The sequence below is a fragment of the Curvibacter gracilis ATCC BAA-807 genome (genome assembly GCF_000518645.1).
Lineage (GTDB): Bacteria > Pseudomonadota > Gammaproteobacteria > Burkholderiales > Burkholderiaceae_C > Curvibacter > Curvibacter gracilis.
Window position 1 is genome coordinate 66,372 of the sequence record NZ_JADZ01000029.1, and the last position, 17,089, is coordinate 83,460.

General features: G+C 67.3%; 10 protein-coding genes. 4 read left to right on the forward strand and 6 right to left on the reverse strand.

What is annotated here, in order from left to right; translation table 11 throughout:
• Positions 1–4 precede the first annotated feature (4 nt).
• Complete coding sequence (gene cysE / locus L880_RS0120265) at positions 5–778, reverse strand: serine O-acetyltransferase (protein WP_027477228.1); 774 nt, start codon at positions 776–778, stop codon at positions 5–7.
• Between the two features lie 32 nt (positions 779–810).
• A complete protein-coding gene (locus L880_RS0120270; RefSeq protein WP_027477229.1) occupies positions 811–1,539 on the reverse strand; it encodes an RNA methyltransferase in 729 nt (242 codons plus the stop codon).
• Between the two features lie 177 nt (positions 1,540–1,716).
• Here L880_RS0120270 and L880_RS0120275 point away from each other — a divergent pair, with 177 nt between their 5' ends.
• Positions 1,717–2,661, forward strand: coding sequence for an inositol monophosphatase family protein (locus tag L880_RS0120275; protein WP_027477230.1), 945 nt, complete (start codon positions 1,717–1,719; stop codon positions 2,659–2,661).
• A gap of 36 nt (positions 2,662–2,697) precedes the next feature.
• Here L880_RS0120275 and L880_RS0120280 read toward each other — a convergent pair whose 3' ends face one another.
• Both L880_RS0120280 and L880_RS0120285 read right to left on the reverse strand, forming a co-directional pair.
• Positions 2,698–3,822 (reverse strand): response regulator, encoded by a 1,125-nt coding sequence (locus L880_RS0120280; protein WP_027477231.1) that lies wholly within the window; start codon positions 3,820–3,822, stop codon positions 2,698–2,700.
• Positions 3,823–3,858: 36 nt separating this feature from the next.
• Positions 3,859–8,709 (reverse strand): PAS domain S-box protein, encoded by a 4,851-nt coding sequence (locus tag L880_RS0120285; RefSeq protein WP_084461480.1) that lies wholly within the window; start codon positions 8,707–8,709, stop codon positions 3,859–3,861.
• Positions 8,710–9,076: 367 nt separating this feature from the next.
• On the opposite strand from L880_RS0120285, the gene mutS reads away from it, so the two are divergent.
• The 3 genes from mutS to L880_RS0120300 are packed head-to-tail and all read left to right on the forward strand — an operon-like array spanning position 9,077 to position 13,403.
• The gene (gene mutS / locus L880_RS0120290) at positions 9,077–11,713 is read left to right on the forward strand and encodes a DNA mismatch repair protein MutS (protein ID WP_051443460.1); all 2,637 of its coding nucleotides are present in this window, start codon (positions 9,077–9,079) and stop codon (positions 11,711–11,713) included.
• On the forward strand, positions 11,710–12,537 hold the full coding sequence (locus L880_RS0120295; RefSeq protein WP_027477234.1) for a proteasome-type protease: 828 nt from the start codon (positions 11,710–11,712) through the stop codon (positions 12,535–12,537). The genes mutS and L880_RS0120295 overlap by 4 nt, the downstream gene beginning before the upstream one ends.
• 29 nt (positions 12,538–12,566) lie before the next feature.
• A complete protein-coding gene (locus tag L880_RS0120300; protein ID WP_027477235.1) occupies positions 12,567–13,403 on the forward strand; it encodes an alpha/beta hydrolase in 837 nt (278 codons plus the stop codon).
• Between the two features lie 252 nt (positions 13,404–13,655).
• On the opposite strand, the gene L880_RS0120305 is transcribed toward L880_RS0120300, so the two are convergent.
• Positions 13,656–14,480, reverse strand: a complete 825-nt coding sequence (locus L880_RS0120305; RefSeq protein WP_027477236.1) for an undecaprenyl-diphosphate phosphatase — start codon at positions 14,478–14,480, stop codon at positions 13,656–13,658.
• Between the two features lie 482 nt (positions 14,481–14,962).
• Positions 14,963–17,089: beta strand repeat-containing protein (locus L880_RS0120315; protein WP_027477238.1), on the reverse strand; the 2,127-nt coding region annotated here is incomplete at its 5' end.

The following is a 17,089-nucleotide window of genomic DNA, read 5'->3' on the forward strand; positions in this document are numbered from 1 at the left end:
AGGCTCACTTGCCGACCAGGTCGTTGAGCTTGGCCGCCTCGAAGCACTCGCTGCGTTGCGCATCCTGCGGCACGCAATCACCCGCTGCGGGGCGGCTGCTGAGTTTTTCGATGGCCTGCCACAACAGGGCGATCTGGTGCTCTTGCGACGAGGCGCTGGTGATCAGGCCCTTGAGCGCCTGGCTCACCGGGTCGTCCTCCAGCGTGACGCCATAGGCCGAGAACTTGGCGCGCTCGGGCGTGGCGTCGGCACTGGCCCCGTCCTTGGACGGGATGATGCGGGCCGGGATGCCCACCGCCGTGGCCCCGGGCGGCACGGGCTTGATGACCACCGCATTGCTGCCGATCTTGGCGCCATCACCGACCACAAAGCCGCCCAGCACCTTGGCGCCAGCACTCACCACCACGTCCTTGCCCAGGGTGGGGTGGCGCTTGGCGCCCTTGTACAGCGAGGTGCCGCCCAGGGTCACGCCCTGGTAGATGGTGCAGCCGTCGCCGATTTCGGCGGTCTCGCCCACCACCACGCCCATGGCATGGTCGAAGAACACCCGCTGCCCCAGTTTGGCGCCGGGGTGGATCTCGATGCCGGTCAGAAACCGCGCCACATGCGAGATGAAGCGCCCCAGCCACTTGAGGCCATGGGTCCAGCACCAGTGGGCCGGCCGGTGCAAGACCACGGCATGCAGGCCCGGATAACAGGTGATCACCTCCCAGGTGCTGCGCGCGGCAGGGTCGCGGTCAAGAATGCACTGGATGTCGGATCGGAGGCGGGAAAACATGACTTGGGGTTGAATCGATATGAGCTGACAGTCTATCGGCTGCTGCGGGCGGCGGTTTCGATCATGGCCTTGGCAACACCTCTGAGGATGTGGATTTCCTCCTGGGTCAGATCGGCACGGTTGAAAAGCTGGTTCAGGCGCGGCATCAGCTTTTTGGGCGCGGCCGGATCCAGAAAGCCGATGTCGACCAGTGCCCTCTCCCAGTGCCCCAGCATGCCGGCCACCTGCTGCGCATCGGCCGGGCGCACCGGCGCGGTGGCCGATTGCAGCGCAAAACCGCCCAGGGCCTGGCGCCATTCGTAGGCAATCACCTGGATCGCCGCGCCCAGGTTGAGCGAGCCGAAATCCGGGTTCGTCGGAATGCTCAGGCAGGTGTGGCAGCGGTAGACGTCGTCGTTGTGCATGCCGAAGCGCTCCGAACCGAACAGAAAGCCCACCGCCTGCGACGGGTCCTGTGCCAGCTCGGCGAAATGCGGGCGCGGCGCCTTGAGCGGCGGGCCGAAGTCGCGCGGCGTCATGGCGGTGGCACACAGGTGGGTGATGCCGTCCAGGGCCTCGTCCAGGGTCTGCACCACGCGGGCCCGGCTCAGCACGTCTTCGGCGCCGCTGGCGCGCTGGATGGTCTCCTCGCGCTGCAGCACATCGGGCCAGCGCGGCGCCACCAGCACCAGGTCATCGAAGCCCATCACTTTCAGGGCACGGGCAGCGGCGCCCACGTTGCCGGCGTGGCTGGTCTGGATCAGGACGAATCGGGTTTTCATGGGCTGGGCACAGGGTCTCTGGGACAGGGGGCTGGCGTGCGGGGAGCAACGGCGGGTAAAATGCCGCTATTGTCGCCTCCCGCATCGCCGGTGAGGCCCAGTTCCCGCCCCGCAGCCCAGGCTGCGAATGTCGCCCATGCGGCGCAGGCGGGCCTCTCACGCTCTTCCTCACAATCTATGTCATCCAACCTGCACCCCATGCTCAACGTGGCCATCAAGGCCGCACGCGCCGCTGGCGCCATCATCAACCGCGCGGCACTCGATGTCGAATCCGTGCGCATCTCGCAAAAGCAGGTGAATGACTTTGTGACGGAAGTCGATCAGGCGGCCGAGAACATCATCATCGAGACCCTTCTCACGGCCTACCCGGGCCACGGCATCCTGGCCGAGGAATCGGGTCAGGCGCACGGCGCCAAAGACTCTGAATTCGTCTGGATCATCGATCCGCTCGACGGCACCACCAACTTCATCCACGGCTTCCCCGTGTACTGCGTCAGCATCGCGCTGGCCGTGCGCGGCAAGATCGAGCAAGCCGTCATCTACGACCCCAGCCGCAACGACCTGTTCACCGCCACCAAGGGCCGTGGCGCCTACCTGAACGAGCGCCGCATCCGCGTGAGCAAGCGCACCCGACTGGGTGAGTCGCTGATCTCCACCGGCTTCCCCTTCCGCCCGGGCGACAACTTCAAGGCCTACCTGGCCATGATGGCCGACATCATGCCCCGCACCGCCGGCCTGCGCCGCCCCGGCGCCGCCGCCCTGGACCTGGCCTATGTGGCCGCCGGTTTCTGCGACGGCTTCTTCGAAACCGGTCTGTCGCCCTGGGACATCGCTGCAGGCTCGCTGCTGGTGACCGAGGCCGGTGGCCTGATCGGCAACTTCACCGGTGAAGCCGACTTCCTGGAACAAAAGGAATGCCTGGCTGGCAACCCGCGCATCTACGGCCAACTGGTCACCATCCTGGGCAAGTACAGCAAGTTTGCCGGCGCCGGTGAAAAGGCCGCCGTGCGCCAGGCCCTGGGCCAGGACAGCGCCGCCACCGACAGCAGCGAAGCCGAAGCCGGCAACGCCCCGGCCGACGATGCCGCCCCTGGCGCAGCGCAGGGCGATGCCCCGTTCTGAAAAAAGCCTGAACCGGCGCCTGGACGCTGACGCCGCTCAGTCGGCGTAGCGCAGCGCGATGGTGCGGAAATCGTCGGCGATCTCGATGAAGGCGTCGACGATGTCCGGATCGAAGTGCTGGCCCCGGCCCTGCACCACGATCTGGCAGGCCTGTTCATGCGAAAACGCAGGCTTGTAGACCCGCTTGCTGATCAGCGCGTCATAGACGTCGGCCACGGCCATCAGGCGGGCCGACACGGGAATGGCGTCTCCAGCCAGGCCCTCTGGGTAGCCTGAGCCGTCCCACTTCTCCTGGTGGCTGTAGGCAATCTCTTTGGCGAAGGTCAGAAATTTCACCTTGATGCCCAGGCGCCGCTCGGCCTCCTCGATGGCATCGCGCCCGATCTCCGGGTGGTGCTTCATCACCTCGAATTCTTCCACCGTGAGCTTGCCGGGCTTGAGCAGGATGGCATCCGGAATGCCCACCTTGCCGATGTCGTGCAAGGGCGCCGATTTGTACAGCAGCTCGATGTTGCGCTCGCTGAGCACAGCCTCGAAGCGCGGGTGCTCACGCAGGCGCTCCGCCAAGGCCTTCACATACAGCTGGGTGCGCCGGATGTGGTTGCCCGTCTCGCTGTCACGGGTTTCGGCCAGGGCCGCCATCACCATGATGGTCACATCCTGGATGGCCTGCACCTCCAGCGTGCGCAAGGCCACCTCCTGCTGCAGGTAGTCGCTCTTGCTGCGCAAAAAGTCGGCCGTGGCTTTCAGCGCCAGATGCGTCTGCACCCGGGCCAGCAGAATCGGCGGACTGATCGGCTTGGTGATGTAGTCCACCGCCCCCAGCGCCAGGCCCAGGGCCTCGTCGGCCACATCGGCACGGGCCGTCAGAAAGATCACCGGGATGTCGCGCGTGGTCGGGTCGGCCTTGAGGCGGCGGCACACCTCGTAGCCATCCATGCCGGGCATCATGATGTCGAGCAGGATCAGGTCCGGGGTCGGCGTCTGGGCGGCGATGCGCAAGCCCTTTTCGCCCTGGTTGGCCACTTTCACCCGGTAATGGTCTTTGAGCAGCGAGCTCATCAGGCTGAGGTTGTCGGCCAGATCGTCCACCACCAGCACGGTGGCGATCGGCTTGTCGACCATCAAGGACACTTCAGCAGACACGGGAACGGCGGCCATCAGATTCACCCTGTAAAAAGGCCCGCGTCTGCACCATCAGGCGGACTGGGTCGTGGCCGGGAGGATGGCATCCAGAGCTTCAATTGCCTGCTCAAATTCAAACGCAAGCGTTTTCTGCTCAACGGCAAGAAATGCATCCCCCAAGGCAAGACGCAGCATAGCGGCATTTTCTTTCACCACCTCCAGCGCGGCCGAGTCGTTGTCGACAAACAACGTGCGCAGGTGCTGCAGCAAGCCCAGCACCGGCCCCTCCAGCGCCTGTGGCGGTGCGGCCAGCGGCTCGGCAGGCGGGTGGCCGGCCTGGGCTGACAGCCAGGCCTGCAGCTCGGCCAACAAGGCGGCCAGCCACTGCAAAGTGGCCTCGCTGAGGCCCTGCAGGGCTTGGGCGGACTCGCGCCGGCCGATGGCGCCCTCCAGCTCGGCCGCCCGCTGCTGCAATGCACTGGCGCCCAGGTTGCCGGCCAGCCCCTTGAGGTTGTGCGCCAGCCGCTCGGCCAGCGGCCAGTCCTGCGCTGCCAGGGCCTGCGGCAGCTCGCGCAGGGTGGCCTGCTGCCCGGCCACGAACCGGTCCAGCATCGAGCGGTACAGGCTGCGCTTGCCCATCACCCGTTTCAAGCCCAGGCTGACATCCAGGCCGGCAATCTCGGTGGGCAGGCTGACCGGGATGGCATCGCCCTCACGCACCGGCAAGGGCCCCGGCTGACGCCCTGTCGGTTTGAGCCAGCGGGCCAGCACACGCCACAGGTCATCGGGGTTGACGGGCTTGGCCAGGTGGTCGTTCATGCCCGCGGCCAGGCACAGCTCACGGTCGGCGGCCATGGCATTGGCGGTCATGGCAATCACCGGCAGGTGCCGCGTGTCGGGCTGGGCGCGGATCGCCCGGGTGGCCTCCAGGCCGTCCATGACCGGCATCTGCATGTCCATCAGCACCAGATCCACCGGCTGCTGACGCAGCTTGGCCAGGGCCTGCTGGCCGTTGCCGGCCAGTTCGACCACGAAGCCGGCATCGCTGAGCAACTCGGCGGCCACCTGCTGATTGAGCTCGTTGTCTTCCACCACCAGCAGCCGGGCCCCACGCAAGGGGGTCAAGGCCTCCAGCGGGGAACTGCCAGGGGGCAGCTCGGCCTCGGGCCGGGCATGGGGCTGGCCCATCAGGCGCATCAGCGCGTCGAACATCTGGGACGCATTGACCGGCTTGACCAGCACCTCGCCCACGCCCAGCGTGCGGGCGCTTTCCAGCAACTCGTCACGGCCAAAGCCCGTCACCATCACAGACCAGGGCAGCAGGGGCAGGTTCAGGTCGGGCAGACGGCGCGCCACCTCCAGGCCATCCATGCCGGGCATCTGCCAATCGAGCACCAGCACCTCCACTGGTCGGTTCTCCCGGGCGGCCTCGCCCAGCGCGGCCAGGGCCTGCGCCCCGGAATGGGCCACCGAGACCTCGAAACTCATGCCCTTGAGCAGATCGGCCAGCACCGCCGCCGCGTGCTGGTTGTCGTCCACCACCAGCGCCCGACGGCCCCGCAGGTCGGGGTCGGGCAGCAGGGTGCGGGGCACGCCCGGCCCGACCTGCAACTGGGCCGTGAACCAGAACACCGAGCCCTGACCGGGCTGGCTTTGCACCCCCACCTCGCCCCCCATCAACTGGGCCAGGCTCTTGCAGATCGACAGGCCCAGGCCCGTGCCGCCATAGCGGCGGGTGGTCGAGGCATCGGCCTGCTGGAAGCTCTGGAACAGACGCCCGATCTGGCCCTCGTTCAGGCCGATGCCGGTGTCGCGCACTTCAAAGCGCAATGTCAGCGCCGGGCCGCTCGGGCCTTCTGGCCCGGCCACCCGGCGCACCACGATCTCGATCTCGCCCTGCTCGGTGAACTTGATCGCGTTGTTGAGGTAGTTGATCAGGATCTGGCCCAGGCGCAGCGGGTCGCCGATCAGGCTGTCGGGCACATCGGGGGCCACATCGCAGATCAGCTCCAGCCCCTTCTCGGTGGCCTTGTGCGCCACCACATCGGCCACGTTCTCGAGCACCTTGTCGAGCTGGAAGGGCGTGCTCTCCAGGCCCAGGCGGCCGGCCTCGATCTTGGACACGTCCAGGATGTCGTTGATCACCCCCAGCAGGTGCTGGCCGGCCTGCTGGATCTTGTCCACATAGGCCCGCTGCTGGGCCGTGAGGCCGGTGCGCAAGGCCAGGTGGGCCATGCCGATGATGGCGTTCATGGGCGTGCGGATCTCGTGGCTCATGTTGGCCAGGAAATGGCTCTTGAGTTCGGTCGCCTCCTCGGCCAGCTCCTTGGCCCGCAGCAGGTCCTGCTGGGCGCGCTTCTGATCGGTGATGTCGACAAAAGTGCCAATCAGGCCGCCCGGTGTTCCGTCCGCCCGCTGGAACCCACGCACCCAGAACAGCACGTCGTGCCAGGCCCCGTCGGCATACTGCAGGCGCAGCGACAACTGCTCGCCCGCAGCCCCTTGCAGCACCCGCCGGGCCATGCCGTCGAACAGATCGCGGTGGGCCTGGGACAGGTAGCCCAGATCGAGCACCGTCTTGCCGATCAGATCCTGCCGGCGCACGCCGAAGGCCTGCTCGTAGGCCCGGTTGAAGCCCAGGTAGCGGCCGTCCGCACCCTTGTAGAACAGCGGCACCGGGATGGTGTCCACCAGCACCTCCTGGAACACCAGTTGCTCGGCCACCCGGGCCTCCAGCAGCTTCTGGTCGTGGATGTCGACGATCACCCCCACCACGCGCTCGGGCACGCCCTGCTCGTTGCGCATGATGCGGCCTGCGTTGAGCACCCAGCGGTCCTCACCGTCGGGGCGGCGGATGCGCCAGGAGTTGCGGTACTGGGAGGCATCGCTGGCCAGGGCCTCCTGGAACTGGGCCACGGCCTGGGCCGCGTCATCCGGGTGCAGCAAGGAGGCCCAGCGGTCCCGGCTGACATAGCCCGGCGAGTCGTCCAGGCCGTAGATGTCGAGCAACTGCCGGCTCCAGAAGGCCTGTGGCTCGCGCAGGTGGATGTCAAAAATGCCGATGCGGCCCGCATCCTGGGCGATCTCGAGCCGGTCGTGGGCCTCGTGCAAGGCCTTCTCGGCGCGCTGGGCATCCGTCAGATCCTCGATGACCCAGATCGAGGCCGCCTCATGGCCCTCCATCTGCACGCGGCGGCCGGAGATGCGCACATCAAACGATTCGTCGCCGCGGCGCAGGCTCCAGTCGATGCGCACCGGCTCGTTGCGGCTCCAGGATTCGCGGACCTTGGCCAGAAAGGCCTGGTAGGCCTCGCGCCCGCCGAACACGGTGTGGACGGAAACGCCGCGCAGCACCTCGGCAGAGGACTTCATCATGGCCACAAAGGCCGGATTGAATTCGGCCAGCTTGCCGCTGCTGGCCAGCACGATGGGCGGCGCGTTGTCGAAGATGGCCTTTTGCTGGTCCAGCAAGGCATTGAGACGCCATTCGCGGCGCGCCAGCTCCTCGCGCTCTCGCATGCGCTCGGTGATGTCCTCATGCAGGCCGACAAAGCCGATGCAGCGGCCGTCGTCATCCACCACCGGCGACAGCGAGGCCTGGTCGTGGTAGATCGACCCGTCGCGGCGCTGGTTGATGAACTGACCGCTCCAGGGCTTGCCCGCCAGCAGGCTGGCCCACATGTCGTGGTAGGTGGCCACCGAGGTCATGCCGCTGGACAGCAACGAGGGCTTCTTACCCACCACCTCGGCCAGCGAATAGCCGGTGTTGCGCTGGAATTGCGGGTTCACCCACATGATCTGCCCTGTCAGGTCGGTGACGATCACCGACACCGGGCTCACTTCCAGCGCCGTGCCCAGGATGTGGAAACGGGCCCGGGTGGCCCGGGTGCGGGCACGCTGCTGCCAGGCCATCAGGCCGGCCACGCCACCGGCCATCAAGACCAGCCACAGGCTCAAGGCCTGCGCGATGCGCTCCACCGGGCTGGCCAGCGCATCCACCGACTGCAACATCAGCAATTGCCAGGGGCCGGCCGGGTCGTTCCATTCCAGGGCCCGGTGGGCCAGCAGATGGGCCCGGCCCTCGAACTCGGCGCCATCGCGCTGCACGTCAAAGGGCAGCCGCGAGGCCACGCCATTGGCAAACTGCCGCCCGAACTGCTCCCGCCCCGGCAGGGCCTGCACGCGCTGCTGGGTCACGCTGCCGGCCAGCGCAAACACCCACTCGGGGCGGGTGGCCGCAAAAGCCACACCGTCGGGCGTCAGCAGCACGGCATCCTGTCCGCTGAAAGCCAGGGCATCGTCGGCCTTCTGGAACGGCATGCGAAACAGCACACTCCCGATCACCGGGCTGCTGGCATCGCCGCCTTGATAGATGGGCGCCGACAGGTACACCCAGCGCTCAGGCGTCCTGAGCCCCACCGCAGCATAGGCGCTGACCACGCCCTTGAGGGCCTGCTGCACATAGGGCTGGTTCTGCAGATCGCGCCCCACCGACGAATGCCCCTCGGTCTCGTGGACCACCACCCGCCCCTCGGCGTCCAGCAGGTAGATGCTGTCGAGCGCAAAGCGCTCGCGTGGCACCTTCAGTCGGGCATGGGCGTCTTCGGCGCGCACACCGCGCGCCCGCAGCACCAGTTGTTTGAGCAGGGGCTCGTTCAGGCCCAGCATCGTCAAGGCACCGACCGACTCGCTGCGCAGGGTCAGCGATTGAAAGGTGTTGTCCAGTTGCTCCAGCACCTGGCCCATGCGCTCGCGCTCGGCCGCACTGCGCCGGGCCAGCAGCAGCTGATCGGCCGCCCAGACCAGGCCGAGCGACACGGCCAGCACGCCCACCAGCGGGCGCCAGGCGTGCAGCCGCCACAGCGGCAAGTCCTGCCACCACAGGCCGGTGCGGACGGGCCGCGCGGGCGGGGCGGACCTCATCGCCACCCCCGCAATGGGCCCGGCGCCGTGGCCGCCTGGCAATGCAACAAGGCGTTACTGTCGATCCTGCAAGTTTTGACTGCCGGCACGCACACACCTCCGTGAAGACCCCCCATGCTAAGGGATGATGAGGGCGCGCCGGTGTCAGTCATGTCAAGGCCCGGTGATTGGCCTGCGCCGCCGCCGACAGGCCTGGGGCCTCCTACAATCCCCGCACCCGCCTGAGCCCCCTGCCCCCGCCGCAATCCGGCGCCAGGCAAAACGATGGCGGAGCGGCACCTGCCTGCCGACCCGCCCATGAACGGGCCCCAGCGCGCGCGACCCCGTGAAGACCAATGAAGGAAGGCTTTTGCCTGCTGAGTGACTGATGTCCAAGGAAAAAACCGATTCCGCCCCCGAGCCTACCGGCCTGTCTGCCCACACCCCGATGATGCAGCAGTACTTCGCCCTCAAGGCGAACCACCCGGACACGCTGCTGTTCTACCGCATGGGCGACTTCTATGAGCTGTTCTACGACGACGCCGAAAAGGCCGCCCGCCTGCTCGACATCACCCTGACCCGGCGCGGCCAGTCGGCCGGTCAGCCCGTGGTCATGGCCGGCGTGCCCTTCCATTCGATGGAGAACTACCTGGCGCGCCTGATCCGCCATGGCGAATCGGTGGCCATCTGCGAACAGGTGGGCGACGTGGCCACGGCCAAGGGGCCGGTCGAACGCAAGGTGGTGCGCGTGGTCACCCCGGGCACGCTGACCGATGCCGAGCTGCTGGGCGACAAGGCCGATGCCGTGCTGCTGTCGGTGCACCAGGGCCCGCGCAACCGCTGCGGCCTGGCCTGGCTCAGCGTCACGCAGGACGACATCCACCTGGCCGAATGCGCCAGTGACGAGCTGGAAGCCTGGCTGGCCCGCATCGCGCCCAGCGAGCTGATCTTCAGCGCCGATGTGACCCCCAGCTTCGAGCAAAGCCTGCGCCAGGCCCGGGCCACCGCCGGCCTGCCCATGAGCCAACGCCCCGAGTGGCAGTTTGATGCCGCCCTGGGCCAGCGCAAGCTGCTGGAGCAACTGCAGGTGGCCAGCCTCAGCACCTGGCACGCCGAGGACCTGCCGCAGGCCCACGCCGCCGCGGCCGCCCTGCTCAACTACGCCGAACACACCCAGGGCCGGGCCCTGCCCCACCTGCGCGCCCTGCGCGTGCAGCGCAGCGGCGAACTGATCGAGCTGCCCGTGACCACCCGGCGCAACCTCGAGCTGGTCAAGACCCTGCGCGGCGAAGATTCGCCCACCGTGTATTCGCTGCTGGACACCTGCATGACCGGCATGGGCAGCCGCCTGCTCAAGACCTGGCTGCTCGAGCCCCCGCGCGACCGCAGCATCGCCCAGGCGCGGTTGGACGCGATTGCCGTGCTCAAGGGCGGCAACGGTGCCGGCCCCTGGCACGCGCTGCGCGCCCAGCTCAAGGGCAGCAGCGATGTGGAGCGCATCACCGCGCGCATTGCCCTGCGCCAGGTGCGCCCGCGCGAGCTGGTGGCCCTGCAGGTGTCGCTGATCAAGGCCGAAGGCCTGACCCGCATCGGCCAATGGCCCGAGGGCACCCTGGCCCAGGTGGCCACCGAGCTGCAGGCCCCGCCCGAATGCGCCGCCCTGCTGCAACGCGCCATCCTGCCCGAGCCCGCGGCCCTGGTGCGCGACGGCGGCGTGATCGCCGAAGGCTTTGACGCCGAGCTCGATGAGCTGCGCCACATCCAGAACCACGCCGACAGCTTTCTGGTCGAGCTGGAGGTGCGTGAGCGTGAGCGCACGGGCATTGCCAACCTGCGCGTGCAATACAACAAGGTGCACGGCTTCTACATCGAAGTCACGCAGGGCCAGCTCGACAAGGTGCCGGCCGACTACCGCCGGCGCCAGACCCTGAAGAACGCCGAACGCTTCATCACGCCCGAACTCAAGGCCTTCGAAGACAAGGCCTTGTCGGCACAGGAACGCGCCCTGGCGCGCGAGAAATGGCTGTACGAGCAGGTGCTGGACGCCTTGCAGGCCCATGTGCCGGCGCTGAGCCGCGTGGCCCGCGCCATGGCCACGCTGGACGTGCTGTGCACCCTGTCCGAGCGCGCCCTGACGCTGGGCTGGAACGCCCCGGTGTTCGCCAAGGAGCCCTGCATCGACATCACCCGGGGCCGCCACCCGGTGGTCGAGGCCCGGCTGGCCGAGACCTCGGGCGGCAGCTTCATCGCGAACGACACCCGGCTGGGCCTGCGCCAACGCATGCAGATCATCACCGGGCCCAACATGGGCGGTAAATCGACCTACATGCGCCAGGTGGCACTGATCGTGCTTCTGGCCAGCATGGGCAGCCATGTGCCCGCCGAGGCCTGTCGCCTCGGGCCCATCGACGCCATCCACACCCGGATCGGCGCCGCCGATGACCTGGCCAATGCCCAATCGACCTTCATGCTGGAGATGACCGAAGCCGCCCAGATCCTGCACAGCGCCACGCCCCACAGCCTGGTGCTGATGGACGAGATCGGCCGCGGCACCTCGACCTTCGACGGCCTGGCCCTGGCCTCGGGCATCGCCACCCAACTGCATGACCGCACCCAGGCCTTCACGCTGTTTGCCACCCACTACTTCGAGCTGACCGAGTTTCCGGCCAAGCACCACCAGGCGGTGAACGTGCACGTGAGCGCCACCGAGTCGGGCTCGGACATCGTGTTTCTGCACGAGATCCAGAACGGACCGGCCAGCCGCAGCTACGGCATCCAGGTGGCCCGCCTGGCCGGCATGCCGGTGGCCGTGCTGCACCATGCCCGCCATGCACTGGAGGCCCTGGAGTTGCGGGCCAGCGAATCGCAGGCCCAGGTGGACCTGTTCGCGCCGCCACCAGCGACCGAATCCATCGCACCCAGCGCCTTAGAATCCAGGTTTGCCGAGATCGACCCCGACACCCTCAGTCCACGCGAAGCGCTGGACCTGATCTACTCCCTGAAAAAACTAGCGTCTTCCCAATGACTTACTGCGTCGCCATCAAACTCAATGCGGGCCTGGTGTTCCTGTCCGATTCGCGCACCAATGCCGGTCTCGACCAGATCAGCACCTTCCGCAAGATGATCGTCTACGAAAAGCCGGACGATCGCTTCATGGTGCTGCTGTCGGCCGGCAATCTGAGCATCTCGCAGTCCATCCGCGAGATCCTGCAGGTGGAGCAGCTCAAGGACCACGAAGGTGGCGAGCCCATCACCATCTGGAACGCCAAGAGCATGTTCGACGCCTGCCGCGTGCTGGGCTCGGCCGTGCGCCGGGTGTATGAGCGCGATGCCGCCTCGCTGCGCCAGTCTGGCGTCGAGTTCAACGTGTCGATGATCTTCGGCGGTCAGATCAAGGGCGAAGGCATGCGCCTGTTCCAGGTCTACTCAGCCGGCAACTTCATCGAAGCCACCCCTGAGACGCCCTACTTCCAGATCGGCGAATCCAAGTACGGCAAGCCCGTGCTCGACCGCGTGATCACCCCGACCACCCCGCTGGATGAAGCCGCCAAGTGCGCCCTGGTGTCGATGGATTCGACCCTCAAGTCCAACCTGTCGGTGGGCCTGCCACTCGACCTGGTGGTGTACGAAGCCCACCAGTTCAAGACCGAGAAGGTCATCTGCATCGACGAGAACAACCCCTACTTCCGCATGGTGCATGGCAGCTGGGGCCAGAAGCTGCGCGAAGTGTTCGACAGCATCGAAGACCCGATGTGGGGCGACGGCCAGACCGAGGTGCCGCTGATGGTGCACAGCCCGCGCAGCAAGCCGCTGCACAAGATCGCCACCCCGCAAGAAAAGCTGATCTGAAACCGCCACCGGTTGGCACAACGGAATCCATGTCACTGATCATCTTCTCGCACGCCAACAGCTTTCCGGCCGGTACCTACCAGGTCTTGTTCAAGCAACTGCGGCAACGCGGCTTCAAGGTCAAGGCCCTGGAGCAGTTCGGGCACGACGAGCGCTACCCCGTCACCAGCAACTGGCCGCACCTGGTGCAGCAACTGGCCGACTTTGCCGAGCGCGAAATCACCAAGGCCGGTGAACCGGCCTTTCTGGTCGGCCATTCGCTGGGCGGCTTCCTGAGCGTGATGGCCGCGGCCCGGCACCCCAAACTGGGGGGCCATGGCGTGAAGGGCGTGCTGCTGATCGACTCGCCGCTGCTGGGCGGCTGGCGCGCCAATGCGCTGGGCGTGATCAAGCAGACCCAGCTGGTGGGTTCGGTGTCGCCCGGCAAGATCAGCCGACGCCGCCGCAACGCCTGGGCCAGCGCCGAAGAAGCCCTGGCCCACTTCGAGCACAAGAAGGCCTTTGCCCGTTGGGATCCGCAGGTGCTGCAGGACTACATCACCCACGGCACCCGCGACGAAGACGGCCCCCAAGGCCCACGCCGCGTGCTGTGCTTTGACCGCGACGTGGAAACCGCGATCTACAACACCCTGCCGCACAACCTGGATGGCCTGCTGGCCCGCCACCCCCTGCGCTGCCCCGCCGCCTTCATCGGCGGCCTGGCCTCGCAAGAGATGCAGCAGGTGGGCATGACCATGACCGAAAAAGTGGTCAAGGGCCGCATCATGATGCTCGACGGCAGCCACCTCTTCCCCATGGAAAAGCCCCTGGCCACCGCCGCCGCCATCGAGGCCAGCCTGCGCAACCTCGAAACCGCCAAGGCCTGAGACACGGAGGTCAGGCCGACACCTGACGGCCCTCGGGACCCAGAAACCGAAACGAAGTGAGTGAACGCGGGGACCGCCAGGCCCCCTTGCGACTCCAACAGACCTGCAACGAAGGCGGGCTGCGTCCCCCTCCCCGCTTCAGCAGGTCCAAAACGAAGCAGTCAGCCCGCCGCCGGGCCGCCCCAAGGCGGCCTGCGGCCCCCTCGGGGGGCAGGGAGTGACACGAAGTGCACGACCGTGGGGGCCAACAGGTCATGCGGCCCAGTGCACCAAGCCACTCCACGCGGTGGCGAGCACCACGATGCCAAAGGCGATGCGGTACCACGCAAAGACCACAAAGCTGTGGGTGCTGATGTAGCGCAGCAACCAGCGCACGCACAGCCAGGCGCTCACAAACGAGAACAGCAGGCCCACGCCAAACAAGGGCAGGTCGGCCACGGACAGCAACGCACGCTCTTTGTAGAGGCTGTACACCCCGGCCCCGATCAGCGTCGGGATGGCCAGGAAGAACGAGAAATCGGTGGCCGCCTTGCGGCTCAGGCCCAGCAACATGCCGCCGATGATGGTGGCGCCGCTGCGGCTGGTGCCCGGCACCATGGCCAGGCACTGCACCAGGCCCACCTTGAGGGCATCGATGGCCGTCATGCTGTCGACGTTCTGCACGTGAGCGTCGCTTTGCGGACGCCGCTCGGCCCACAGAATCACCAGCCCGCCCAGGATGAAGGTGCTGGCCACCACCTCGGGTGTGAACAGGTGGGCCTTGATGAACTTGCCGAACAGCAGGCCCAGCACCACCGCCGGCAAGAAGCCCACCAGCACGTTGAAGGCGAACAAACGGGCCCGCATGGACACTGGCAGCGCGGCCACGGTGTCACGGATTTTTTGCCAGTACACCATCACCACCGCAAAGATGGCGCCGGTCTGGATCGCGATATCGAACACCTTGGCCTTGTCGTCGTCCATGCCCAGCAGGGCTCCGGCCAGGATCAGATGGCCGGTTGACGAGATCGGCAGAAACTCGGTCAAGCCTTCTACCACCCCCATGATGGCCGCCTTGGTCAGCAACACGATATCCACGAATTTCCCTTTCAGTGCAGCCTGAAATTATCGCCGCAGTGCAGCATGAATCCACGGGCGGTCGGCTCACCTCACCTTCTTATACTTGCACAAGGTTACAAACAAAGCGGTTCGATGGGCCGTCCCCGGCCCTTTCAGGCTGACAGAGCGCCTCACACCCCGGACGCCCCATCGGCGCCGCATCTGGCCTCTTGAAAGGCAATCCCCGTCGGAACGGGCCCAAGGGCAAGCCAGCCCCCAGGCAGCGCTGACGCCAACCAGGCTGCGGCCCTGCTGCCTGCTTGGCCCAGGCCTTCTGCATCAGGGTGCAGGGGCATCCCGAGGGGCGCCTGTTCTCTGCGCCCCTTCGCCCCTTCAGCCAACAAAGCCTCCAGGTCTTGGTGGCGCGCCGAACCGTCGAGGCGCCGGGCTGGCCCCGGCTCCATCGACGCCATGGCACAACGCCGCGAAGGCTGAAATGGCAAGGCAGCAGTTTGATGTTCTCAAGGCAGCTGGTGTTGCGCCCTGGCCGACGGTTTCCGATGCCGTTTGCGGCCCCTTGACGCTGCGCCCAGCAGCCCCAGACTCAGCGCCAGCCCCACACAGCCCCACTCGCTCAGGGTGGGTACCGCGGTGACCGCCGCGGCGGCAGGCGGTACAAACTGGCCTTGCACCGGGCTGCCTGCAGGCTGGCCCCCCAGGCTGCCAGACACCGTGTACGTGCCCGGCGTGCTTGCCCTCAGGGTGACCGAACAACTGCCTGCATCGGCCCCCGTGGTCGCCGTGCTGCAGCTGGTGGCGCTGAGGCTGGCCCCGGCCGCAGGCGGGCTGAAGGTGAACAGCGTCGACACATCGGCCTGCACGTTGTCGAAAGCGTCCCGCGCCGTGATGGTCACGGTGTGCGTGTCCACACCATCGGCCTGCTTGCTGCCAGGGCTGATGGTGATCACCGAGTTGGCCGCAACCGCCGGCCCGGCCACAAACTGCGCCGCCGCCTGCCCCCCGGCCGGGTTGCCCACCGGCACCCCACCGGCCTGGGCGATCACGGTGAACCAGCCTGCCAGCGTCGAACTCAGCGTGACCGAACAGCTGCCCGCCTGGGCACCGCTGGTAGCCGTGGTGCAGGTGCCTGCACTCAAGGCCGTCCACTGATTCGCCGCCTTGGCGTTCACGGGCAGCTTCCTCGACCGTGCACCCAGGGCGCGGGTCCCGCCCCCTTCGCGCCATGAGAACGCAAAGGTCTGCGGCTGCCAGGTGTTCAGGTTGCCGTTGCTGTCATAGGCAGTGGCCGTGATGGTGTAGGTGTCCACGCCATTGGCCATCTTGGTCGCACCGGTCAGCGTGATGTTGACACGCGACTGCCCGGCATCCATGCCTGAGGCCACGAACACCGCCGTGACCGGGTTGGTACCCCCGAGGTTGGCGCCGCCCAAGGTCGCGGTCACGCTGTAGCTGCCCGCCGTGGTCGCCTTCAGCGTCACTGAGCAGGTGCCCGCCGTGGGACCCGTGAGCACGGTGTTGCAGCTGGCTGCACTCAGGCTGGCTCCGGCGCCGGGATCGCTGAAGTTGAAGCTGATGGCGCTGCTGGTATTCAGATTGCCCTGGGCATCCAGCGCGCTCGCCGTGATGGTGTAGGCATCCACCCCATTGGCCAGCTTGGGCCCGGCACTGATGTTCAACCGTGCCGAGCCCGCTGTCACGGCCCCAGCCACAAACACACCGACCACCGGATTCGTTCCACCCACCTGAGTGCCCCCGACGGTGACCACCACGCTGTAGCTGCCCGCCGTGGTCGCTGTCATCGTCACCGAGCAGGTGCCGGCACTGGCCCCCGTCGTGGCCGTGGCGCAGCTGGCTGCACTCAGGCTGGCACCCGCACCCGGCGCACTGAAGCTGAACGTGGTCGCTGCAGCCGTGTTCAGGTTGCCATTGGCATCCAGGGCACTGGCGGTGATGGTGTAGGCGTCCACACCATTGGCCGTCTTGGGGCCCTGGCTGATCGCCACCCGTGAGCTGCCCGCCGTGGCAGCACCAGCCACAAACACGCCCGTCACCGGGTTGGCGCCCCCCACGTTGCTGCCACCCAAGGTGGCCGTCACGCTGTAGCTGCCCGCCGCAGTGGCGCTCAGGGTCACCGAACAGGTGCCTGGTGCGGCGCCCGAGGTGCCAGTCTCACACGCGGCAGCGCTCAGGCTGGCTCCCACGCCAGGGGCGCTGAAGCTGAACGAAATACCGCTCGCACTGCTCACGTTGCCCTGGGCATCCAGGGCCGTGGCCGTGATGGTGTAGGCATCCACCCCATTGGCCAGCTTGGGGCCCTGGCTGATCGCCACCGTCGAGCTGCCCGCCGTGGCCGCGCCGGCCACAAACACAGCGCTCACCGGATTCGTAATGCCGCCCACCGGCGTGGCGCCGATGCTGGCCGTGATGGCATAGCTGCCCGCCACCGTGGCTGTGAGCGTCACCGAGCAGGTGCCGGCACTGGCCCCCGTCGTGGCCGTGGCGCAGCTGGCCGCACTCAGGCTGGCACCCGCACCCGGCGCACTGAAGCTGAACGTGGTCGCAGCTGCCGTGTTCAGATTGCCATTGGCATCCAGGGCACTGGCGGTGATGGTGTAGGCGTCCACACC